Here is a 23,014-nt window from a genome sequence, read left to right on the forward strand (position 1 = left end):
GTTGAAGGTCAGGTTACGCTGAACTGTCCGCGCCGGAAGGACCATTGGACCGACGACGCTGGCCGTCACCGTTCGGGCTGGGATTGCACACGCCCCGTATACTCAGCAATCGCAGCGAGAACCAGATGCGCCACATCCAGTGCCGCGGCCCCGTCCTCACCGGAGACCTCGGGCCGCGTTCCGGTGTGGATGGCCTGCACAAAGGACTCCAGCTGAAGCTTGAGCGGCTCGTCAGCGTTCCCCTGAAATGTTTCGGTATCGAGTTCAGGCGGTGCACCGGGCGCGATGCGACGCCGTGAGATCACCGCCTGCCGGGTTTGAAAATCGATCGAGAGATACTGTTCCCGCTGAAACAGCCGCAACCGGCGCATCTTGTTCGTCGACACCCGACTCGCGGTGAGATTCGCCACACAGCCGCCACGGAACTGAATGCGGGCCTGGGCAATATCGATCGTCGGAGAGAGCACCGCGACGCCGGACGCACGCACCTCTTCGACCGGACCGGGATTGAACGAGAGCACGAGATCCAGGTCATGAATCATCAGATCCAACACCACGTCGACGTCCGTCCCGCGCGGGCTGTAACTACTCTGTCGATGGCCCTCGATAAAGACCGGGCGCTTGATGTGCGTCCGCATGGTCCGCATGATGGGATTGAAGCGTTCACTATGACCGACTTGCAGCCGGCAACCCTTCGCCTTGGCGAGCGCCACCAGTTCATGCGCCTCGGCCGGCTGCACGGCAATCGGCTTCTCGACCAACACGTGTTTGCCGGCTTCGAGACACCGCTTGGCCACGGCATAGTGAGAGGACGTGGGCACGGCCACACTGACCAGATCGACCGCTTTCAATAGTTCTTCGGGGCTGCGGTAGAACTGGGCGGCATGCCGTCCGGCGATTTCTTGCCCGCGCTCAGGACTCTGATCCGTGACGCCGACGAGTGTCACGCCGGGGATGGACGCATAGAGGCGCGCATGATGCTGCCCCAAATGTCCGACCCCGATGACGCCTGCCCGTATTGTTTTCACTAAAGGCACTTCCTCCGGTTCACTTAGCAGAGTGCTCAAAGAGGCCGTCCAGCAAGGCCGCAGCGAGCGAAGAGGCGTACGCGGCGGTACGTTGAGCCTCTTCGTGAAGCGAGAACGCCGCCGGCAGCCTCTTTCAGCACTCTGCTACGCTTTGATCGGTTCAAGATGCTTGATCCCGACCACGGCAATACCGGCCTGGCGCGCCTTCTCCAACAACAGGTCCCGATCCAGCATCACGGTTCGTCCGGCTTCCACGGCTAACACCGTGGCATTCACCGAGGCCATCACCTCGATCGTGCGCGGCCCGATAGCCGGCAAATCGAATCGGAGATCCTGTTGCGGCTTGCACCGTTTCACGACAACCGCGCCCTCTTTCGCCAATTCCCCGCCCCGCTTGATCGCGCCATCGGTCCCTTCGACCGCTTCGACCGCCACCACGACTTTGTCTTTGATCACGACACACTGTCCGATATCGAGACGCCCCATTTCGTAGGCCATTTCCCAGCCGTATCGAATATTCTCCCACTCTTTTTTGGACGGCTCGCGAGAGGCAAGCGTTCCTTCTTCGACCAGGATGCCTTCAAGACCGAAGGTGGACTCGCAAATCGTAATCCCTTCCCGCTCGATCTCCGCCGCAATTTCCCTGAGAATGTCGTCGTCCCGCCAGAGCGCGACCCGCGCGAACAAGGCCAGCGCCCGCAGATCCGGCCGCACCGTTGTAAACACATGCGTCTTCTTGACGCCGCCCAGCATGACCACGCGCTTCACATTATCGCTCTTGAAGGCATTGATCAGCTTGTTCAGCTGCCCGATCTTCACCCAGTGGATGCTATCGACATGCTGCTCAAGTTCAGGCTCCGCCTCTCCCACATGGGCGACGGCCGACACAAAGTACCCCAATTTCTTGGCATTGTCGGCGAAGATAATCGGAAATCGCCCATTCCCGGCGATCAGTCCGATCCGTTTGTCTTCGGTGGGCATTGAGGTGGTCACGCGGATTCATCCTCATCGCCCTGGTCCTTCCCGATCGAACGGGAAATTCCACGCTTGGTGGCTTCCATGAAGGTCAGGATCTGGGCGACATCCGCCTGATCCTTGAACTCCGCCCTAGCCAGCTTGATCGCTTCGGCGGATCGATGGCCCTCGCGGAACAGGAGGTCGTAGGCCTTCTTCAACACTGAGATCCGCTCGCCGGAAAATCCGTGACGGCGCAACCCGATCGAGTTCAATCCGTAGAGTTTGGATCGATACCCGCCGGCGGCCCGCGTAAACGGCGGCACATCCTGGACGACGCCGCAACAGCCTCCCACCATGGCATAGGCTCCGATGCGCACGAACTGATGCACGCCCGTCAACCCGCCGATGATGGCATGATCGCCGATGGTGATATGTCCCGCCAGGCTGGCGGCATTCGCCAGAATCAGGTGATTCCCCAACCGGCAATCGTGGGCGACATGCACATAGGCCATCAGGAAATTTTTGCTGCCGACGGAGGTGAGCCCTCCGCCTTGCACCGTGGCTCGATTGACCGTGACATATTCCCGCAGAATATTGTCGTCGCCGATGACCACCTTCGTCGGTTCACCTTTATAGCCCAAGTGCTGGGGCGGGCCGCCGATGGACGAGAAGGGATGCACTTCGTTCCGCTCGCCGATCTCGGTCCACCCGTCCACCGTGACATGGGAAAACAGCCTGGTTCCCTTTCCGATCGACACATGCTCGCCGATCAGACAAAACGGTCCGACCACCACGTCGTCCGCCAATTTCGCACCCGGATGAACTATTGCTGTCGCATGAATCTGCACGCTGAACCTCCAATGGGAAACGTCAATCGCCAACGGTCATTCGTCAATCGCTTGAGAAAAGTCATAGCTCAGCTCTATGATCTCTCACGGTTGACGCATGACGGATGACTATTGACGGGCCTCGGTCTTCTCCTCCGTCACCATGGCCGTCACTTCCGCTTCACACACCACATCATCTTCGACATAGGCCTTGGCCTGCATCTTCCAGAAGGGCGCCCGTTTCTTGACGACATCGACCTCAAACCGCAGGCGATCGCCGGGCACCACCGGTTTCCTGAACTTCGCGCTATCGATGCCGGTCAGATAGACAACCGGTCGACCGGTGACCTGCACGGACTTAAAGGCCAGCACGCCGCCGACCTGCGCCATCGCTTCCAGGATGAGCACGCCCGGCATCACCGGCCGCCCGGGGAAATGGCCTTGAAAAAATGGCTCGTTGATCGTCACGTTCTTAATCGCCACGATTCGGCGGTCGGGATCCAACTCCAGCACCCGATCAACCAACAGGAACGGATACCGGTGCGGGAGTAATGCTTGAATCTCTGCTTGTTCCATCACTGCCATGCCGTTGCCTCCTCTGTTCCCCGTCACGTCACCCTACCGCCGCCATTTACTCTGGCTATCGAACTCCTTCACGCCACGATCCGTCACGTCCAGCGCGGGCTGATGGTACAACACCATCCGCACTATGGCCACGCTGCCCTTCGCCGAAAACAGTGCTGATCGCCGTCCTGCTGCGCCACCGCCTCGCTACTTATTCTGGCTATCGAACTCCTTCACGACACGATCCGTCACGTCCAGCGCGGGCTGATGGTACAACACAATCCGCACCATCGCATCGCTGCCCTTGTCGAGAATAGCCTGATAGCCGTCTTTCTGCGCCACCGCTTGTGCGGCCGCCGCAATCTTCTTGGCATACTCCGTCACCATCTCGCGTTGTTTCTGCTGCACTTCCCGATTAAAGTCAGCCAGGCGACGCTGATAGGCCTCCAGCTTCGTCCGGAATTGTTCCTGTTTTTCCTGCTTTGCCTGCTCGCTCAACTTGCTGTTGGGATCCTGGAGGGACTGCTCCATATCCTTCAATTCCTGGTCGTCCGCATTCACGATTTTCTGCCGGGTCAGCGAATAGCTCTTCATTTCCTCCAGCGCCCGCTTGCCGGCTTTGGATTGTTCCATCACCGCCTGCTGATCCATCACCCCGACCTTAAACGTCTCCGCCGCGACGGCCGCATGGACGAACCACAGGCTCGCCGCCAGCACTCCGAGCATCCCGATCACGCGCTGTCGTTTCATATAATCCGTCTCCTCCTGCTAGGGATAGTCCCGATTGAACTCTTCAATCACCTGATTCGAAATATCGAGCGTGTCCTCGCGATAGAGCGTCACTCCGCCTTTGCTGCTGTCCACGACAATCTGCAAGCCCAGCCGCTTCGCAACCTTGCCGACCACCGTCTCGATCTTGCCGCGAAATCCGTCCATCACATCTTTTTGCTTCTCCTGCACTTCCCGATTCAGCTCCGTGACCTTTTGCTGATACTCCTGCATGCGCCGGCGAAACGCTTCTTCCCGATCACGTTTGGCCGCGGGACTCAGGACGCTGGCCTGTTTCACGAAATCCTCTTCCAGCCGACGCAATTCCTTTTCATCGAGCTCGATCAGGGTCTGTCGATTCTTGGAAAAGGCCGTGAGGTTGTCCTTGGCTTTTTTCCCCGCGTTGGTATCGGACAGAATTCGGGCCGGATCCAATACCCCGATCTTCCCCTCGACTTTCGCGCCGGCGCCCGCTCCCGCACATCCACTCACGGCAAGGAATGCGACCATGAGCAGCGCCGCACAGGTATTCCGGCATTGATTCGTCATCGCGGCCATTCTCGTCACACAATTCCTTCCGTCACCTACTAGAACAGTGACCCGATCGTAAATTCAAATACCCCGGTCCGCTCTCCGGTCTGCGGGGCGAGATTGAGTCCGTAGGCGACGCGCAACGGTCCAAACGGGGAAATCCAGCGCCCTTCAATACCAGCTGCTTTCCGCAGGTTCAGCGAAAATTTCTCATTGTCATCGAAACCCTTCCCGTAATCGAAGAAGATCACGCCGTTGAGTTTGGCATCGGCTGAAATCGTAAAGATATAGTCAAAGTTGAATATCAACTCCTTTGACGCTCCGATAATTGAAAAGATATTCGGGACCACGGGGCCGGCTCGTCCGAACACGAATCCGCGCATGGTATTGATACCGCCGACGAAAAACCGCTCGGTCAGCGGGATCGGTTTCCCGCCGATGCCTTCAATGGCTCCGAAACGCGCCCGGACTGAGAATCGCGTATCAAACGGCAGGGGGGTATACTTGCTCACATCGAGATAATACTTCACGAAATTATTGGACCCTCCGAGGAACGGCGTGCCGTAGTCGACACCGCCGCCGACTCGCCAGCCGGCTCGAGGGTCCAGGAAATAGTCCCGGGTATCCCGGAACATGGTCGTCCGGAACCCCGTCGTCGTCTGATTACCGAGCTGCCGGCAAATCAGCGGCAAGAGATCCGGACAAAGTCCGACCTGAGGATCCTTAAAATTCAACTGTTCAGCTACAAGACTGATGCTTCCGGTCACATACTCGGACAGCCACCGCCCAAACGTCACGCTGGCGCCTGACTTCTCTTCGAAATAGGAAATAAAGTTCGTCATGCTGCGATAAATATCGAGCTGAACCGACGTCAGGCTGTCATTCAAGTAGGGATTGCGGAAGGTGATGAGGCCGAGGGTCCGTTGCTGCCCGAGCTGGCCACGGATACGGCCCATGTAGCCGTTGCCGCCGAGATTGCCTTCGGTGATATCCGCAATGGCCACGAGCTTGTCCAGCGTGCTGAATCCGCCGCCGATACTGAACTGGCCGGTGGGCTTCTCCTTGACCCGCACATTCAGATCGACCTTGTCGGCCTCGACTTGCGCCGGAAGAATTTCAACCGTCTCGAAAAAGTTCAGGTTATTCAGGCGCTGGAAGCTCCGCTTCAGCGAGGGCGTGTCGATGACATCCTGCTCGTCGACGCGGATTTCCCGGCGAATCACGTTGTCGCGGGTCTTGTCGTTCCCGTTGATATTGATCTGCCGGATCCGCATCATCTCACCTTCCTTGATGCTGAGAATGATGCTGGCGGTGCGCTCTTCATTGTTCGGATTCACATTCGGCACGACATCGGCAAACGCATAGCCCTTACTGCCGTACATGTCCGTGAGACGGGTGATTTCATCGCGAATTTTGGCCCGCTGAAAGATCTCGCCGTCCTTGATTTTCAGTTTGTCACGAAGCTCCGCTTCCTCGAAAACGGTGTACCCCCGAAAGCCGACCTCCGCGACCGTAAAGGGTTCTCCCTCCGACACATTGTAGGTGATAATGAACCACTTCTTGTCTTCCGTCAGCTCCACCGTGGGCAATCCGACCTGCACATTCAGGTACCCCTTGTTCAGCAGGATTTCCTTCACCCGCTCGACGTCGTTCGCCAACTCATCATGTTTCAGAATGCCGGCGTCCGATAAGAACGAGGGCAACTTCAATTGCGTGAAGAGCCCGTACCAGGGAATCCACTCGCGCGTGGCTGTGACCTTGAAGGCTTCCTCTTTCGTCGCCGCGCGCATGCCTTCAAAGACGACAGCCTTCACCCGCGCCTTGTCCCCTTCCTTCACAAAGAAAGTCAGACGCTTGCGGTCTTCGTCCAAGGTTTGCACGACCGGGATCACCTGCGCGTTGTAGTAGCCGTCTTCCTGGTAGGCCAGGCGGATTTTCTCAGCGCTTTCTTTGGCCTGCTGCTGATCCAGAAAGGACTGGCTCTTGATCGTGGTCTTCTCTTTGAGCTTATCGTCGCTCAGATTTTCATTTCCGTCGTACACGATCTCGGTAATGAAGGGCTTCTCCCGCACGACAAAGACGACCGCCGTGCCTCCTTCACCCGCTTCCGTCTCGACCTGCACATCCTCAAAAAACCCCGTATCGTACAGAATTTTGACTTGTCCACGGACCGTTTCCGGCTGGTACGGATCACCGACCTTAAGGGTCAGGCGCCCGGCGATCGCCGGCAACTCGATCCGCTTATTTCCACGGATCTCGATGGTCTTGACCTTAATGCCGGCAATCTGAGCGACCACATCCCCCACCGCCAGGCAAGAAAGGATGAGCACCAGCATCACGACACACCATGGGAGCTTGCCATACCCGCTCAACAACACAAACCCAGATCCCCCTACCATAATAGTGTAGACGGCCACGATGTCCTGCGACCCTATCCGAAACACACGCAAGGCCTGAGCCGAAGTCATGTCACTCGGCCGATCCTATTCTGAGGAAGCACCGTCGCGGCGCTCCTCTCGGTAAGAGAACGCCCCTCACTCGCTGTGCAGTGAATGCAGATGCGACCCATGGCGCAAAACTCTCGGATTATATTGAGCCCTTTCAATGATGTAAAGGAGTATGGAGACACCGGAACCGCCGCGTGAATCGGCCGAGAAAGATTGCCCATTTCTTGACTTCACTTCACCCATCACATACTATCCCTCCGATGTCATCGCACACCGTCAGAAAAGCCATTATCCCTGCGGCAGGCCTCGGCACTCGTTTCCTTCCCGCCACAAAAGCTTCCCCGAAAGAGATGTTGCCGCTGGTCGACAAACCGTTGATCCAATACACGGTTGAAGAAGCCGTCGCCTCCGGCATCGAAGATATCATCGTCATCACGGGCCGGGGCAAACGCGCCATCGAAGATCACTTCGACCGCTCCGTCGAACTGGAAGAAAATCTTAAAGGGACCGGCAAGTCCCAGATGCTCAACCAGATCCGCCAGATTTCGAACCTCGCGAATTTTTGCTATGTCCGCCAGTCGGAAGCCTTGGGATTGGGCCATGCCGTTCTCTGCGCGCAGCATCTGATCGGCGATGAACCCTTCGCGGTCATCCTCGGGGATGAAATCATCGATGCCCAGGTCCCGGCACTCGCGCAACTCATCCACATATACAAGAAACGCCATGGGGCCGTCCTGGGTGTACAAGAAGTCCCGAAACAAGATGTGGGCCGGTACGGGATTGTCACGCCGACGAAGCTTGGGAAAGGCCTGCATCGCGTGGACGACCTGGTCGAGAAACCGTCGCCGGCCGAGGCGCCGTCCAATCTCGCGGTCATTGGCCGCTATATCCTTCCGCCGGAGATTTTCCCGATCCTACGAAAGACACGCCCGGGGAAAAACGGAGAGATCCAATTGACCGATGCCTTGAAAGAACTGGCAAAAAAAATGCCCATGTATGCCCATGAAGTGGTGGGACACCGCCACGATGCGGGAGACAAGTTGGGATTCTTAATTGCAACGGTAGAGTTTGCGCTCAAGAACCCCTCCCTCGGGCCTGACTTTCACGAATACCTCTCAAACAGAATGCGTCCGGCCACAGGCACTCGTCGTACCTGATCGCAGGACCACAACCGCCGCAACGCCGGGTGGATCACCGCTCGCTTGGAACACCAACGCAGAAAAGGGCAGATGCTCCATGACTGACTCGATTGAACAAGATCTTCAGCCCCCGCAGAACGTAGAAGTCCCGGACCAGCTGCCGCTCTTGCCCGTTCGCGATATTGTCGTCTTCCCTTATATGGTGTTACCGCTGTTTGTCGGACGCGAGATGTCCATCAAGGCCATCGAAGCAGCCCTGGCCGGCAATCGCATGATCTTCCTGGCCACCCAGAAGGCGCTCGACGTCGAGAATCCAAAACCCGAAGACATTCATGCGATCGGTACCGTCGGCATCATCATGCGCATGCTCAAGCTGCCCGATGAACGGATCAAGATTCTCGTGCAAGGCATCGCCAAAGCCAAGGTCACGAATTACATTCAATCCGACCCCTACTACTCCGTGCGCATCGACAAGATGCCCGACACCAAGATCACGGCCACGACGTTGGAATCCGAGGCCGTCATGCGAACGGTCAAGGAGCAGATCGAACGGATCGTCAGCCTGGGCAAAGTCCTGATTCCCGACGTCATGGTCGTCATCGAGAATCTGGAAGAGCCCGGACGCCTGGCCGACATGGTGGCGTCAAACCTCGGTCTCAAAGTCGATGTCACGCAAAGCGTCCTGGAGCTTCCGGACCCGATCCAGCGGCTCCGACGGGTCAGCGACATTCTCGGCAAAGAAATCGAAGTCCTCTCGATGCAGCAAAAGATTCAGGCCCAGGCCAAGGGCGAGATGGACAAAACGCAGCGGGAATACTTCCTGCGCGAACAGCTCAAAGCGATCCAAAAAGAACTGGGGGAACTCGACGAGCGGGCGGAAGAAGTGACGGAGTTCCGGAAACGGATCGCCGAGGCCAAGATGCCGGAAAAGGTCTTGAAAGAAGCGGAGAAACAGCTGAAGCGGCTGGAGAAGATGCATCCGGATACCGCGGAGTCCGCCACAGTCCGCACCTATCTCGAATGGATGGTTGAGCTCCCCTGGTCGAAACGGTCCAAAGACAACCTCGACCTCAAAGCCGCCGCCCGGGTGCTCAATGAGGATCACTACGATCTCGAAAAAGTGAAAGAGCGCATACTCGAGTACCTGGCCGTCCGGAAACTCAAAGAGAAAATGAAAGGGCCGATTCTCTGCTTCGTCGGCCCTCCGGGTGTCGGAAAAACATCGCTGGGAAAATCCATCGCCAAAGCCTTGGGACGGGAATTCGTCCGCATCAGCCTCGGCGGCGTGCGCGACGAAGCCGAAATCCGCGGCCATCGCCGCACCTATGTCGGCGCGCTCCCCGGCCGCCTGATTCAAGGGATGAAGCAGGCCGGAACAGCTAACCCCGTCTTCATGCTCGACGAAGTCGACAAAGTCGGCATGGACTTTCGAGGAGATCCTTCAGCCGCGCTGCTCGAAGTGTTGGACCCCGAGCAAAACAACGCATTTACCGACCACTATCTCGCCGTGCCATTTGACCTGACTGAGGTCATGTTCATTACCACGGCGAATCTGATCGATCCGATTCTTCCGGCCCTGCGCGACCGGATGGAGATCATTGAAATTCCCGGGTACACCGAAGAAGAAAAGCTGGGCATCGCGCAAACCTACTTGATTCCCCGGCAGCTGACTGAACACGGCATCACCACCAAGCATGTGAAGGTGAGCGACCCCGCGCTTCGGCAGATCATCACCAACTATACGCGTGAAGCCGGTGTGCGAAATCTGGAACGCGAAATCGCCAACGTGATGCGGAAGGTCGCCAAGAAAGTCGCCGAAGGGAAAGGCCAGGGCTTCCCCGTCAATCCAGCAAACCTGCACAAATACTTGGGCGTCCCCAAATATGTCCCGGAGGCCGAACTCGAAAAAGATGAAATCGGTGTCGCCACCGGATTGGCCTGGACTGAGTCGGGCGGCGATGTCCTCTATATCGAAGCCACGGCGATGAAGGGGAAGGGCCATCTGACACTCACCGGACATCTCGGCGACGTGATGAAGGAATCCGCCCAGGCCGCCCTCAGCTATGTGCGGTCACGTGAAAAAACCCTCAATCTCAATCCGGACATGTTCAGCAAGCAGGATCTCCACATCCATGTCCCGGCCGGAGCCATCCCCAAAGACGGACCCTCCGCCGGCATTACCATGGCCACCGCGATTGCCTCGGCGCTGTCGGGCATTCCTGTCCGGCGAGATCTGGCCATGACCGGTGAAATTACCTTGCGTGGCCGCGTCATGGCCATCGGGGGACTCAAAGAAAAGATTCTCGCAGCCAAACGGGCCATGCTCACGACCGTGATCCTCCCGCGGCGGAACAAGAAAGACTTGGAAGAAATCCCCAAACACATCCTAAAGGGCATCCAGCTGCACTTTGCCGACACCATGGACGATGTCATGAAGGTAGCCCTGCGCCGAAAGCCGAAGGCCACGGCAGCGCCCAAGAAGAATTCCACCCCGTCGGCGGCCGCACGGAGTAAACCCTCGCGGACACAGAAGAGCCGAAGAACCGCCGGAGGGGGAGCCACACGGGCCACCATCATGGCCTTGCCCGCTCACCTCCGGCCATAACGTTGGCACCTATGGCCCGCCGCAAGGCCACACAGCCCATCCAGGAATTTCCGCTCATCCGGCAACTCCAGCGCCGGCATGAGCGGCGCAGTCCGTTGATTCGGAAAGGCATCGGGGATGATGCCGCGGTTGTCTCGATCCCCGCCGGCGACTGGGCCGTGCTCACCACCGACCTCCTGACCGAAGGCATCCATTTCGACCTACGCACAACCTCGCCAGCGTCAGTCGGCTATCGAGCGGCGATGGCTAATCTGAGCGATGTCGCGGCCATGGGCGCCACCCCTCGGTTTCTTCTGGTATCGATTGCGATTCCGCCCACACTCTGCGCCGCCGACATCCTCGCGTTATACAGAGGGCTTATGTCGGCAAGTGACCAGTACCATATGCATCTGATCGGTGGCGATACGTCGGCCTCACTCCAAGGCCTCTTCCTGAGCATCATGGTGCTCGGCACTACTCCAGAGGGCCGTGCCTTGTTTCGAAAGGGTGCACGAGCCGGAGACGGGATCTACGTCACCGGCACGCTCGGAGATTCGCTCGCAGGGCTTCAACTCCTCACACGCTGTCGCACGCCACACCAAGAAACCCGGCTGACGAGAGCCGACCGGGATTTTCTGATCGACCGGCACCAACACCCGACCGCCCGGGTACGGGAAGGCCTCTGGCTCAATCAGGCACCGTTAGCGACTGCAATGATCGATCTCTCAGACGGACTCTCCGGGGATCTCCGCCATGTGTGCGAAGCCAGCCAGGTAGGGGCAGAGATTGAGCTCTCGCGCCTCCCCATTTCACCGGCCTGTCGAGCCTATGCCGACAAGCAAGAAGTGGATCCCAGCACGCTGGCGCTGGCGGGCGGGGAAGACTATGAACTGCTTTTTACTGTCGCTGCACTCAATGAGCAGAAGCTCATACGTCAGGCCCGAGCCAGGCGATGCCCGATCACCAAAATCGGGACGATTCGTCCACGCCGATTCGGCCTGCAATCCCTCGCTTCCGATGGCACCAGAGTACCATTGCCCGTCACCAGTTACCGCCATTTCACCTAACGCATGAGACATTGTGGCTGACAGCAGATCGTTCCGCTCACTCCTTCGCCAGGTGCTGCACCTTCAAGAGTCGCCTCAGCGAACCGCCTTTGCTTTTGCCCTCGGGGTATTTGTCGCCTTCTGTCCGGCCTATGGCTTTCACATGATTCTCGTTGGCTTGTTCACTTGGCTGTTCGAACTCAATTTTGTGGCTCTGCTGGCCGGAGCCCTCATCAACAATCCCTGGACGATCATCCCGATTCTCGGCCTAACCTACTGGAGCGGGGCCCTGCTGATCGGGCGAACCGATACGCCGGTTTTCGATTGGCACGACCTCAGTTTCGCCGCCCTCTACCAACAAATGCTCCCCTATGCCGTGCCATTTGCCCTGGGGGGTATCGTCCTCAGCCTTATCGGATCGCTCCTGGCGTATCCCGCCGCCTGCTATTTCATTTCGAAATATCGCCGCTCGCACTCCCCACACGATCTTGCGCCATTGCCGCCCCATGATCCGCTGGGCTAAGATGCAGATTACGTATGCAACAGGTTGACGAACCCATCAACGCCCCCTATGACGGCTCCGCCCTCATCGCCGATCCGATCCACAAGTATGTCTCGTTCACCGTTCCCTATGCGATTCCCGATCCTCACGAACGCACGGAAAAGGATCTGATCGATTCACCCTGGGTCCAACGGCTCCGCTACATTTATCAGCTCCAGAGTGCGCGCTGGGTCTATCCCTCGGCAGAACATACACGGTTCGTCCATTCTCTCGGCACCATGCACGTGGCCGGACGGTTCGCCCGGCATCTGTACCCCTATCTCAAGAAAGTCGTGAAGGACGTCCCTTCGGCCAACTATGTCGAGGAACTGCTGCGAGTGACCGCATTAGTCCATGACATCGGCCACGGCCCCTTTTGTCACTTCTTCGACGACAACTATCTCCACGGGTTTCATCTCACCCACGAAAAGCTGGGACAGATCATTGTCCGCGAACATCTCGGATCCATTATTCGGAAAATCCGGCGCAGCCCGTCAGGGCCTTTTGACAAAGGGGAAGAACTGAACCCCGATCAGATCGCCCATCTGATCCTGAAGGAAAAGGGGAAGGACAATTCCAAGATCCCGCGTTGGCTCGACATGCTGCAACCGGTCATCTCCGGCAGCTATACCGGCGACAACCTGGACTATGTGCTCCGCGACTCGTACATGTGTGGCGTGGCCGTGGGCCCTGTCGATCTGACTCGACTAATCCACTACACCATCATCACCGACAAAGGATTCACCATCCACAAGACCGGGCTCCCGGCCTTGCAAATGTTCCTGAACACCAGGATGTACCTCTATTCCAACGTGTATTTTCATCGCACGACGAGAGCCATCGACATCCACCTGCGGGACATTTTCGGGGACACAATGAAGCTCCTGTTCCCGAACGATCCGCGCAAAAAGATGGAAGACTATCTGAGACTCACCGACTGGTCGCTACTGGAGGAGGTCCGCCAATGGGCGACCTCCCGCCAGAAAGCGCACCGCCAGCTCGGCCAGGAATGGGCGCGCATCCTGGATCGCGATGTGAAGTGGAAGATGGCCTATAGCACGGCATTGAAGGAGAAGGGGCAGGAACGGGGCATGGCATTCCCGAGTCACGAGCAATTCGCGCTGCAAATTGCGAAGGAGCTGCCCAAAGAACTGAGGAAGGTGGAGTTTCGTGTCGATATGGCCCCGCTCGACCCACGGCCGGATCCGAAAGATCGCCGAGGGAATCCGCTCTATGTCTATGACCCCGGGACCAGACAGGTCTCAGCCGACCCGCTGGAAGAATTTCTCGATTTGCTTCCGACCCGCCTGATTCAGTTCAGAGTCTACGGGCTGGATCACCGCCATGACGCAGCCTTATCGCGCGCCACAGCCACCGTCCTCAACAAGACTCCCTCCAGCCTTGAATCAAATTATTAGTGGGATTCTCGCCGATCGACTGCCGGACACGCTTTCGTTATCGACCGCTCGATCGAGCGCACACAGACGGAATGTTTAGGCCGGAATCTCCAGCGGCAGGCCCTTCAGCAGTTGCGTCTTCTTAGTCCGCATCATCTCGCGCTGCTCATCGGAGGGGAAATGCGGTCCTCGTCTATTGGTCGGGAAGCGTGTTTCGAACCGTTCGACCAGCTCAAGGGCTTCAGCCGCTTCCCCTGTTCTGATCAACAGCTGGGTGAGTCGAAGGTAGGCAGGCACCAACAACATCAGATGTCGAATTTCCTTGGCCTGGTCGACGACAAAACGATACCCGGCGATCGCAACATCCGCATTTATTTTTTCGTAACACATGGCTTCAATGATGTGGATCCCCAGACGGTCCGTATCCGCGCTGATGCTGCGTTCCCACTGTCCATTCACCATGGCGCGCATTTCTTCAGGGGATAGTTGGATGCTTTGCCCGCTTCTGAGATTCGCCCGCAATCGCTCTAATACGCCCCTGGCCTCAAGCCATCCTCCGTACAAACCTACAAGGACGCTGGCACAAGGCACCGCCCGTTTACACTTTCCGTCCAGTGGAGAGAATGACCGCTTCGCGACTTGAGACGATGAAAACACGCGCCCGTTCGCGTCTGAACAAACGTCGCAGATATGATCATCATCGGCCGTCACATAGAAATACATGCGAATTCCTGACCGGTCGAAGATATCAACCGCCAGAATTCGGCCGGCCATGATCTGCATCTTGTAGTACTGCCAGATGACCAAGAGCGCCAGGACAGCCACCAAGTAGAGCGTAACATCGGGTATTTCGATCCCTGCCAACATCGTGCCTCCTCATGCAACAACACTATAGTGGGCTCACGATAGCACTGGTCCCCCTCAGCACCTAGGGGATTCTCTTTTCCAAGCAGTCCGGACATTGTCCTATTGCGGGGCTCTCCCCTCCATCCAGCCCCTGAACAGCCGTCCAAGCATTCCTTATGGATTCATGAATTTTCTATTCACCTAGTCGATGGAAGAAGATAATGTGCAGAGGCCTATGAACTGATTGGGCGCTGAACGATCGGAGGAATCCCCATGCGATTCGACTACAGAACCGCCATGATGACCTGTGGATTGATTGGACTGCTGGCATTCCCCTGTACCGCTCAAATGGGAACGGGAGAAGCCGCTAAAATTTTGAACAGCATGCCTTCCGACCTTTTGGCAAAGGTGCAAGCTCTCGCCCAACACCTTCAGCAAGGCATCAAAGAAGGCAAACTTTCAGAGGCAGAGGTTCAACAAGGCATGATGTCCGGACATCTGGGGGAAAAGCTCAAGAATCTGAATCCACAGGCAGGCCAACTCCTTGATGAAATCAGCGATGCCATGAAGAACGGCCAAGGCCCGGGTGAAGCGGCGCTCATGCCGCTGCTTGGGGGATTAGGAATCTCGCCGAACTAGCGGAAGCCGATCGCGCCTGCTCTCTTGCAATCCAACACCTGGCCGGAATCGAGACAGTTACGTTGATGCGGCAGAGAGAAATGGATTGACGACACGGAGGCCATCGAATTGCTGGTGATGTTGCAAGTCCTCGGAATAGAGATGTGTTGCCTTGCCGGCTAGGGCCGCTTCGATGATGAGGGCATCCCAGAACGAAAGCCGCGCCATATGGCTTCTCCGGATGGCCAAAAGGATCAGCGCAGAATCGATGGGAATAAGCGGCAACGCCGCCAAGTCGCTGACAGCCTGAGCTGCCGTTTCTACAGCAAGGGGCACGGCCAGTTTTTTCGTCACGGTGACATAAAACTCTTGCAGGACCTGCGTGCTCAGCAAGAGGCTCCCTGTGGGTCCATACTTCGCGAGGATCTCGCGGGCAAGGCGCTGCTTCTCAGGCGAGTCGTGATCGAAGAGATATACCAGAATATTCGTGTCGAGGAAGATCCGCTCACTCATCGGTCGTGCAAATCATCCCTGGTCCACCGCTTGGCGCCACGCCGGGCGGGTGAAACCTTGGCGAGGCGAAGCAAATCCGTGACGGCCTGTTCCTGACGAGAGCGCATTCCCCCGTAGTCTTCCAGATACTTTCGCAACACCGCATTCACGGACGTGCCCTCTTCCAGGGCGCGGAGCCTGGCCTGTTTCAACACCATCTCTTCAATCGCAATCGTAAGATTCGCCATCAGCCCCCTCCCGTCACACCAAACACAGGATCAGTGTAACACGGGCTCACCATCGCGACAAGACAGACCCTGGCGAAATGTCATTTACTCATCCTTGTGTCGAAAATTCACGCGTCGTTAGGGCCCCTTCACACCTTCTTATCCCCCTCAGGTCTTGCCCTACGACGAGAGGCGAAAGAAACTGCCCTCAGGATTTTGTAGCGGGCTTCGTCGCTCAACGATCATTGGATACGTCATGGCACGAAAACCGTTACTTGATCCTATCCATCAGGGAGAGATTCTGTTCGAGGAATTCATGGCGCCCATGGATATCAGCATCAACCGGCTGGCGCGCAATATCGGCGTCCCGCCTGGGCGGATCAGCGCCATTGTGAACGGGAAGCGAGCTATCACCGCCGACACCGCGTTGCGCCTGGCAAAATATCTAGGAACCTCCTCTGAACTCTGGATGGGACTGCAGAATGGGTTCGATCTGCGAGTTGCCAAACGCCAAATCGTGAATATCAAAGGCGGGGTCATTGCGTAACTTTGTACTGCAGGTCAGTACAGGCGGGTGATGCGATGCAAAGTCAAGCAATGACCCCACACCTACACACCTATGACCCACACCTACACCCATGATATTTTCTGCGCCAGGCGTCAATCACGATCTGGGACTGATGAAGTGCAGCCGTACCCCATGCATCCAATGCCGTCCCGTGGAATTCCGGTCCGTTGTCCAGAGGATCCGGCCTCCGGCAACGGTCGTCCAATAGAGCGCCACTCCACTGTATCTCGGGGGTGTTGCGTGGATCGAATGAATCCGCCGAACCCTATGTTGACAAAAATCAAATGCCACAATAGTATGCCGTCCATACTGGTTCTCTGAGTTTTCTCGGAGAGTAAAAGGGAACCCGGTGCGAATCCGGGACTGCCCCGCAGCGGTAAGCGAGAACGAATCCACGACACGCACTGGCTCTTGGAGCTGGGAAGCGGTGGAGAGTAGGAACTCGGCGAAGGCCGAAGTGCTCGCGAGCCCGAAGACCTGCCAGCATCCGGCACGGGAGAGACAACCTGAGCCGGTTCGACCTGGAAACCTCGAGGGAGGTCCATCGGTCTGAGCTGGTTCGGATCCAGTCCCCTCTTCCGTTCTCGTTCACGACCACCCCCCCCTCATATGGTTTTGCAGTCACCCGTGGGGGTGAAGGTCGGTCCGAGATACCGTCGCATGTTCGCGCGCATCTCGCCTGGCTACTTCTCCTCGCGGTCCTACACAAAGGGTCTTCCCTTTTGCATAACCCGTTGAAGGAGGAGCACATGATGCCCAGCGAACCTATTTCAAGAAGTACGAGCCCCGCGGCCACATCCGAACAAGACCCGCCTCAAGATCTCCTAGCCGAGGATGCGCATCCCCAGCAGACCATGCGCGTGAAAAAGCGCAATGGCTCGTCTGAGCCTGTCGATGTTACTAAGATCGTGCGTGCCGTCGATCGTTGCTGCGCAGGCCTTTCCGATATCGATCCACTTCGAATCGCCACTAAAACGATCAGTGGTCTCTATGACGGAGCGACAACCCGTGAACTTGACCGGCTGTCCATTCAGACGGCTGCCGGACTCATTGTGGAAGAACCGCAGTATGCAAAGTTAGCAGCTAGGCTGCTCGCGACCTATATCGACAAAGAAGTTCGCAATCAGGAAATTCATGCATTTTCCCAGTCCATTGCCGCGGGTCACCGGCTGGGTCTAGTGAACGACCGACTTCTGGATTTTGTGGTCCAGAATAGCCGCAAATTGAACGATGCGCTCGATCCCAAGCGTGACCGCGAGTTCGAGTATTTCGGCCTCCGCACAATCTATGATCGGTATCTGCTGAAGCATCCCACAAATCGGCAGGTCATCGAGACGCCGCAGCAGTTTTTCTTGCGCATTTCATGTGCTCTTGCCGAGACGGTTTCGGATGCGCTGGAGCTGTATCGTCTGTTGTCATCTCTGGAATACCTTCCCAGCTCGCCGACCCTCTTCAACGCCGGCACGCGACATGAGCAGTTGTCGAGCTGTTTCCTTCTGGATTCTCCCGACGATCATCTTGAACATATTTACCAGCGCTACACGGACGTTGCGATGCTCTCGAAGTTTTCAGGAGGCATTGGGCTTGCCTACCACCGCGTGCGTTCGCGCGGGTCGCTCATCGATAGCACGAACGGGCACTCAAGCGGGATCATCCCCTGGTTGAAAACGCTCGACGCATCTGTCGCCGCGGTGAATCAAGGAGGGAAACGCAAAGGGGCCTGCTGTGTCTATCTGGAACCCTGGCATGCCGATATCGAAGACTTTCTAGAATTGCGTGATAGCACCGGAGACGAGGCCAGTCGCACGCATAACTTGAACCTGGCCAACTGGGTTCCCGACCTCTTCATGGCGCGGGTGGAATCGGATAAGGAATGGAGCCTATTCGATCCGAAAACAGTTCCGGAACTGCCGGATCTCTACGGTGACGCGTTCGTACAGGCGTATGAACAAGCCGAGAAGGCCGGCCTCGCGGCGAAAACCATCAAGGCCCGCGATCTGTATGGACGTATGATGCGCACGCTGGCGCAAACCGGCAACGGCTGGATGACGTTCAAGGACAAGTCCAACCGGGCCTGTAACCAGACGGCTCTGCCGGGTCGGACAGTCCATCTGTCGAACCTCTGCACGGAAATTATCGAAGTGACGTCGCGAGATGAAACTGCGGTCTGCAATCTTGGTTCGATCAATCTCGGACGCCACACAGTCATCGCCACTGACGGGACGGTGACCCTTGATTTTGAAAGGCTAGCACGAACCGTGCGGAGCGCCGTTCACCAACTCGATCGTGTCATTGATCTCAACTATTATCCGATCGTTGCGGCACGGTCGTCGAATCTTCGCTGGCGTCCGGTGGGCCTGGGGCTCATGGGCATGCAAGATGTGTTTTTCCAGATGCGCCTTCCGTTCGACGCGCCCGACGCGCGGACGCTGTCGGCTCGCATTGCGGAGCACGTGTATTTCCACGCGCTCTCGGCTTCGGTCGAGCTCTCGATCGTCAAGGGGAGGCATCCCGCGTTTGAGGACACACGGGCGGCGCGAGGTGAACTGCAGTTCGATGCCTGGGGTGTCTCACCGCAAGATGCCGAACGGTGGGACACGTTGCGTGCCCGGATCCGGACGCACGGACTGCGCAATTCGTTGCTGATTGCAATCGCTCCCACGGCCACCATCGCGTCAATCGCCGGTTGTTACGAGTGCATCGAACCGCAGATCTCCAATCTGTTCAAACGCGAGACCTTGTCGGGCGACTTTCTACAAGTGAACCGATACCTCGTGAGCGAACTCAAAGCACAAGGTTTGTGGACCGACGCCATGCGGGCGCGACTCAAGTTGGCAGAAGGGTCCGTCCAGTCGATGGAGGAATTATCTCCGGACGTCCGCGCCGTCTATCGGACGGCATGGGAGGTTCCCATGCGGTCTTTGATCGACATGGCGGCCGATCGCGGGGCCTTCATCGACCAAAGTCAGTCGTTGAATCTGTTCATCGAGAATCCAAATATCGGGTCACTGTCGAGCATGTACTTTTATGCCTGGAAGAAGGGGCTGAAAACGACGTACTACTTGCGCTCCAGGCCGGCGACACGGATCACGAAGGCCACGGTGCAAACGGCATCGGATGGATCGCCGAACGGCGGCGCCCGTCCGCAGGCCGATCCCGGATGGATAGCGGCCTCACCACAAGGAGGGCAAGCCTCTGCTTCTGTCGCATGTTCCCTCGATAACCCTGAGAGCTGTGAGGCCTGCCAATGAGCGCTATTGATCGTCCCCTACGGCTCCTTGATCCCGGTATGTGTCTGACGCTCCGTCCTATGGCCTATCCGGTATTTTTTGAGATGTACCGTTCCGCCATCAAAAATACCTGGACCGTGGAGGAGGTCGACTTTTCCACTGACGTGGGCGATCTGCGTACGAAGATGAGCGCTGCAGAACGTCACCTGGTCCATCGTCTCGTGGCATTCTTCGCTACCGGCGACTCCATCGTGGCGAACAATCTCGTACTCAATCTCTACAAACACATCAATGCGCCTGAGGCGCGGATGTATCTGTCGCGCCAACTGTATGAAGAAGCCCTGCATGTCCAGTTCTATTTAACGCTGATCGATACCTACATGCCGGATCCCGACGAACGGTTCTCAGCTTTTGCCGCGGTCGAAACCATCCCGTCGGTTCGGAGAAAGGCGGAGTTCTGCTTCAAGTGGATCGACTCGCTCCAGCATCTGGAACGGCTGGATTCTCGTGAGATGCGCAGCCAGTTCTTGAAAAACCTCATCTGTTTCGCAGCCTGTATCGAAGGGCTCTTTTTCTTCGCCGCATTCGCTTATGTGTACTTCCTGCGCTCACGCGGTCTCTTGCATGGACTCGCCGGCGGCACCAATTGGGTATTTCGGGACGAGAGCGCGCACATGGCTTTTGCTTTCGAAGTCGTGAACCAGGTGCGCCGTGAAGAACCCGAGTTGTTTGACGAAGCCCTCGAAGCCGACATTCGCCGGATGATGGATGACGCGGTGGCGTGCGAAACTGCCTTTGCGGAAGATCTGCTCGGCGGCGGCGTGGCAGGCCTCTCCATGCGTGACGTGCGACAGTACCTCGAGTTCGTGGCGGATCAACGGCTGGCGACCCTCGGTCTCTCGAAGCAGTATGGGACGAGAAATCCCTTTGACTTTATGAATCTCCAGGACGTCCAAGAGCTTGCCAACTTCTTCGAGCGACGGGTCTCCGCCTATCAAGTTGGGGTGACCGGGATTGTGGCGTTCGATGCCGCCTTCTAATCTCGGGAAAGCTTGGTCGTCGATCCACACCGGTTTCCAGCTTGTCGAAAGGAGACAGCATCATGGCCATACTTGCAACCTGTCTGGGGCATCCTCGTATCGGTGTCGGCCGGGAACTCAAAAAAGCGCTCGAATCATTGTGGTCGAATAAGAGCACAGCGGCCGATCTTCAGACGAGCGCCGCCCGGTCGCGGCGTCGGTTTCATCTTTGATAATGGATATACAAATAAGGGTTCTTCTCCGTGGTGAGTGGGTAAACGAAGCGCGAGAAACGACATTTTCAGGGGGATAGGGGCGTGAACGCTGCGTTCTACGGGGTCTGGAAATCTGGCATGATTGCCGGATGCACATACACCGACACCTCTGGGACACCTACCGCTTCCCCGGCTTCCGGCCAACGCCAACGGGACAGGGCATCATCGGTGACCCGAAGGCCCGCGTCATCCACCTGTGCCGGCGGGGAAAAAACCAGCATGCGGCGCGTGCGGGCAGGTCACCCGATCCTGGTACGACCGCAAGACACGCCGCGTTCGCGACCTGCCCTGCGGGGACACGCGGGTCTACCTGGAGGTGGAGATTCGTCGCGTCGAGTGCAAGCAGTGCGGCACGGTGAAGCAGGAAATCTTGGACTGGCTGGCGGACAATCCGTTCTACACCAAACGCTTCGCCTTCTTCGTGGGACGGCGCTGCCGGACCATGCCGATCAAGGACGTGGCCGAGGAAACCCGGCTGGACTGGAAAACGATCAAGGCCCTCGACGAGCAGTACATGCAGGAGCAGTTTCGTCGAGCGGGCACGCCGGCTCCGAGGGTAGTCGTGATCGACGAGATCTCGATCCGCAAGGGGCACACCTGCCGTATCGTGGTCAGCGACTTGGAACGACGACGGCCGATCTGGTTCGGGGGCAAGGACTGCTCAGAAGTGAGTATGGACGAGTTCTACCAGTGGCGGGGCGTGTCGCAAAGCAAGACAATACGGCTGGCCGTGAGGGACATGTGGAAAGCGTTCCGCACCTCGACGCGCAAGCCGGAGCACGCGCCGCAAGCCGCCATCTTGTTCGACACGTTCCATGTGCTGCGGCATCTCGGCGAGGCGTTGGACACGGTGCGCAAGGCCGAGTACTCCCGGGTGACGGGGAAGGATCGGCGGTTCATCAAGGGCCAGAAGTACGCGCTACTCTCGCACCGGGAGAACCTGAAGCCGGATGGCCGGCAAAGCCTGCGGTTGCTGCTGAAGGCCAACAAGCGGTTGAACACGGCCTACCTCCTCAAAGAGGAGTTCGGGCAGCTCTGGGACTACGAGCGCGAAGGCTGGACTCGGCGCTTCTTCGAGCACTGGCGCACATCGCTCAAATGGCAGCGCCTGAAGCCCCACGAGACGTTCGCCGAGATGATCGACCGGTACTGGGACGGTATCGCGGCCTACTGCAAGCCGGAGAACAAAGTTGCCTTGGGATTCGTCGAGGGGTTCAACAACAAGATCCGCGTCATTCAGCGGCGCAGTTACGGGCTACGCAACGAGGAGTATTTGCGCCTCAAGGTCCTCTCTTGCATGCTCGATCCGATCTGAAATCAGGCCGAAATCACCCACTCGGGGAGGAGATGAACCCCTTTTTTATTAGGAGAAGTCACTCGGTCTTTCGGGCAGGGAGATGATCTTGTATTGCTGGAGGTGCAAGATGTATTGCCAAATCTCGGATACGAGTGGCAATGACATACTTATCCTCGGCGTCAATGCAAGCGTTCATGCGGGATGTGAACGCTGACTGTAATAAAAGCCATCTGTGTGCGAAAGAGCGTTCTGCTGGAGCCACCTCCTATTTCTGGCAAGAGGCGTAACGTCGGGCAATGTCTCTGTTCCCTACTTTCTTGTACTCCTCAAATATTCCTTGAATCGTTTTACCAACCGGTTTGTATGCATGAGCATTGGGGTCGTCTGTAGTTAGGACTGCCCCCGTGAAGCTCCGCAGATCAACAGCGTGTTTATTCCATTGCTCGGGGTCCAAGAACCAGATGCAGGCATCGCCATTACTCAGCAGGCAGCAATATAGGCAACACTTGGATGTCTGAAGAACGAACGGACGAGTGCGGGGCGGCGCGCCATTTCGGCGAGTTGCGCGGTGATGCGATCGGCCAGACGTTCGCCTTTCTGTAAGGGCCGGCGT

The 23,014-nt window shown here is 57.4% G+C and carries 21 protein-coding genes and 1 riboswitch; of the genes, 11 read left to right on the forward strand and 10 right to left on the reverse strand.

The window, feature by feature from the left end:
- Window positions 1–65: 65 nt before the first annotated feature.
- The 7 genes from Q8N04_11600 to bamA all read right to left on the reverse strand — a co-directional run bounded on the left by Q8N04_11600 (window position 66) and on the right by bamA (window position 7,143).
- Window positions 66–1,028, reverse strand: coding sequence for a Gfo/Idh/MocA family oxidoreductase (locus Q8N04_11600; protein MDP3091317.1), 963 nt, complete (start codon window positions 1,026–1,028; stop codon window positions 66–68).
- A 144-nt stretch (window positions 1,029–1,172) separates the two neighbouring features.
- On the reverse strand, window positions 1,173–2,021 hold the full coding sequence (gene lpxI, locus Q8N04_11605; protein ID MDP3091318.1) for a UDP-2,3-diacylglucosamine diphosphatase LpxI: 849 nt from the start codon (window positions 2,019–2,021) through the stop codon (window positions 1,173–1,175).
- Window positions 2,018–2,833 carry an acyl-ACP--UDP-N-acetylglucosamine O-acyltransferase gene (lpxA, locus tag Q8N04_11610; GenBank protein MDP3091319.1) on the reverse strand — a complete coding sequence of 272 codons (816 nt, stop codon included), beginning with the start codon at window positions 2,831–2,833 and terminating at the stop codon, window positions 2,018–2,020. The genes lpxI and lpxA overlap by 4 nt, the downstream gene beginning before the upstream one ends.
- Window positions 2,834–2,941: 108 nt before the next feature.
- Window positions 2,942–3,388, reverse strand: a complete 447-nt coding sequence (gene fabZ, locus Q8N04_11615) for a 3-hydroxyacyl-ACP dehydratase FabZ (protein MDP3091320.1) — start codon at window positions 3,386–3,388, stop codon at window positions 2,942–2,944.
- A 195-nt stretch (window positions 3,389–3,583) separates the two neighbouring features.
- Complete coding sequence (locus Q8N04_11620) at window positions 3,584–4,126, reverse strand: OmpH family outer membrane protein (protein ID MDP3091321.1); 543 nt, start codon at window positions 4,124–4,126, stop codon at window positions 3,584–3,586.
- 18 nt (window positions 4,127–4,144) lie between these two features.
- Window positions 4,145–4,702 (reverse strand): OmpH family outer membrane protein, encoded by a 558-nt coding sequence (locus Q8N04_11625; GenBank protein MDP3091322.1) that lies wholly within the window; start codon window positions 4,700–4,702, stop codon window positions 4,145–4,147.
- A gap of 29 nt (window positions 4,703–4,731) precedes the next feature.
- Window positions 4,732–7,143, reverse strand: a complete 2,412-nt coding sequence (gene bamA / locus Q8N04_11630) for an outer membrane protein assembly factor BamA (protein ID MDP3091323.1) — start codon at window positions 7,141–7,143, stop codon at window positions 4,732–4,734.
- A 239-nt stretch (window positions 7,144–7,382) separates the two neighbouring features.
- Between bamA and galU the strand changes: the two genes are divergently transcribed.
- From galU to Q8N04_11655, 5 genes are all read left to right on the forward strand, one after another.
- Window positions 7,383–8,279, forward strand: a complete 897-nt coding sequence (gene galU / locus Q8N04_11635) for a UTP--glucose-1-phosphate uridylyltransferase GalU (protein MDP3091324.1) — start codon at window positions 7,383–7,385, stop codon at window positions 8,277–8,279.
- A 79-nt stretch (window positions 8,280–8,358) separates the two neighbouring features.
- The gene (gene lon / locus Q8N04_11640) at window positions 8,359–10,866 is read left to right on the forward strand and encodes an endopeptidase La (protein ID MDP3091325.1); all 2,508 of its coding nucleotides are present in this window, start codon (window positions 8,359–8,361) and stop codon (window positions 10,864–10,866) included.
- 11 nt (window positions 10,867–10,877) lie between these two features.
- A complete protein-coding gene (gene thiL, locus Q8N04_11645; protein MDP3091326.1) occupies window positions 10,878–11,912 on the forward strand; it encodes a thiamine-phosphate kinase in 1,035 nt (344 codons plus the stop codon).
- A gap of 13 nt (window positions 11,913–11,925) precedes the next feature.
- Window positions 11,926–12,414 (forward strand): DUF2062 domain-containing protein, encoded by a 489-nt coding sequence (locus tag Q8N04_11650; protein ID MDP3091327.1) that lies wholly within the window; start codon window positions 11,926–11,928, stop codon window positions 12,412–12,414.
- A 14-nt stretch (window positions 12,415–12,428) separates the two neighbouring features.
- Complete coding sequence (locus Q8N04_11655; protein MDP3091328.1) at window positions 12,429–13,850, forward strand: HD domain-containing protein; 1,422 nt, start codon at window positions 12,429–12,431, stop codon at window positions 13,848–13,850.
- Window positions 13,851–13,925: 75 nt separating this feature from the next.
- Here the strand turns inward: Q8N04_11655 and Q8N04_11660 are convergent, their stop codons facing one another.
- Window positions 13,926–14,696, reverse strand: coding sequence for a hypothetical protein (locus Q8N04_11660; protein MDP3091329.1), 771 nt, complete (start codon window positions 14,694–14,696; stop codon window positions 13,926–13,928).
- 291 nt (window positions 14,697–14,987) lie between these two features.
- Here Q8N04_11660 and Q8N04_11665 point away from each other — a divergent pair, with 291 nt between their 5' ends.
- Window positions 14,988–15,314: a hypothetical protein gene (locus tag Q8N04_11665; protein MDP3091330.1), complete on the forward strand. Its 327-nt coding sequence runs from the start codon at window positions 14,988–14,990 to the stop codon at window positions 15,312–15,314.
- Between the two features lie 57 nt (window positions 15,315–15,371).
- On the opposite strand, the gene Q8N04_11670 is transcribed toward Q8N04_11665, so the two are convergent.
- Both Q8N04_11670 and Q8N04_11675 read right to left on the reverse strand, forming a co-directional pair.
- A complete protein-coding gene (locus tag Q8N04_11670) occupies window positions 15,372–15,806 on the reverse strand; it encodes a PIN domain-containing protein (protein MDP3091331.1) in 435 nt (144 codons plus the stop codon).
- On the reverse strand, window positions 15,803–16,033 hold the full coding sequence (locus Q8N04_11675) for a hypothetical protein (GenBank protein ID MDP3091332.1): 231 nt from the start codon (window positions 16,031–16,033) through the stop codon (window positions 15,803–15,805). The genes Q8N04_11670 and Q8N04_11675 overlap by 4 nt, the downstream gene beginning before the upstream one ends.
- A 235-nt stretch (window positions 16,034–16,268) precedes the next feature.
- On the opposite strand from Q8N04_11675, the gene Q8N04_11680 reads away from it, so the two are divergent.
- The 5 genes from Q8N04_11680 (at window position 16,269) to Q8N04_11700 (ending at window position 22,419) form a co-directional block, all read left to right on the forward strand.
- Window positions 16,269–16,559 (forward strand): HigA family addiction module antitoxin, encoded by a 291-nt coding sequence (locus Q8N04_11680; GenBank protein MDP3091333.1) that lies wholly within the window; start codon window positions 16,269–16,271, stop codon window positions 16,557–16,559.
- Window positions 16,560–16,873: 314 nt separating this feature from the next.
- Window positions 16,874–17,080: riboswitch (cobalamin riboswitch) on the forward strand.
- A 249-nt stretch (window positions 17,081–17,329) separates the two neighbouring features.
- The gene (locus tag Q8N04_11685) at window positions 17,330–19,831 is read left to right on the forward strand and encodes a ribonucleoside-diphosphate reductase subunit alpha (GenBank protein ID MDP3091334.1); all 2,502 of its coding nucleotides are present in this window, start codon (window positions 17,330–17,332) and stop codon (window positions 19,829–19,831) included.
- The gene (locus Q8N04_11690) at window positions 19,828–20,850 is read left to right on the forward strand and encodes a ribonucleotide-diphosphate reductase subunit beta (GenBank protein MDP3091335.1); all 1,023 of its coding nucleotides are present in this window, start codon (window positions 19,828–19,830) and stop codon (window positions 20,848–20,850) included. The genes Q8N04_11685 and Q8N04_11690 overlap by 4 nt, the downstream gene beginning before the upstream one ends.
- A gap of 62 nt (window positions 20,851–20,912) precedes the next feature.
- Complete coding sequence (locus tag Q8N04_11695) at window positions 20,913–21,062, forward strand: hypothetical protein (protein ID MDP3091336.1); 150 nt, start codon at window positions 20,913–20,915, stop codon at window positions 21,060–21,062.
- Window positions 21,063–21,300: 238 nt separating this feature from the next.
- Complete coding sequence (locus tag Q8N04_11700; GenBank protein ID MDP3091337.1) at window positions 21,301–22,419, forward strand: ISL3 family transposase; 1,119 nt, start codon at window positions 21,301–21,303, stop codon at window positions 22,417–22,419.
- Window positions 22,420–23,014 lie beyond the last annotated feature (595 nt).

Origin of the sequence: Nitrospira sp. (genome assembly GCA_030692565.1) — a bacterium.
Taxonomy (GTDB): domain Bacteria; phylum Nitrospirota; class Nitrospiria; order Nitrospirales; family Nitrospiraceae; genus Nitrospira_D.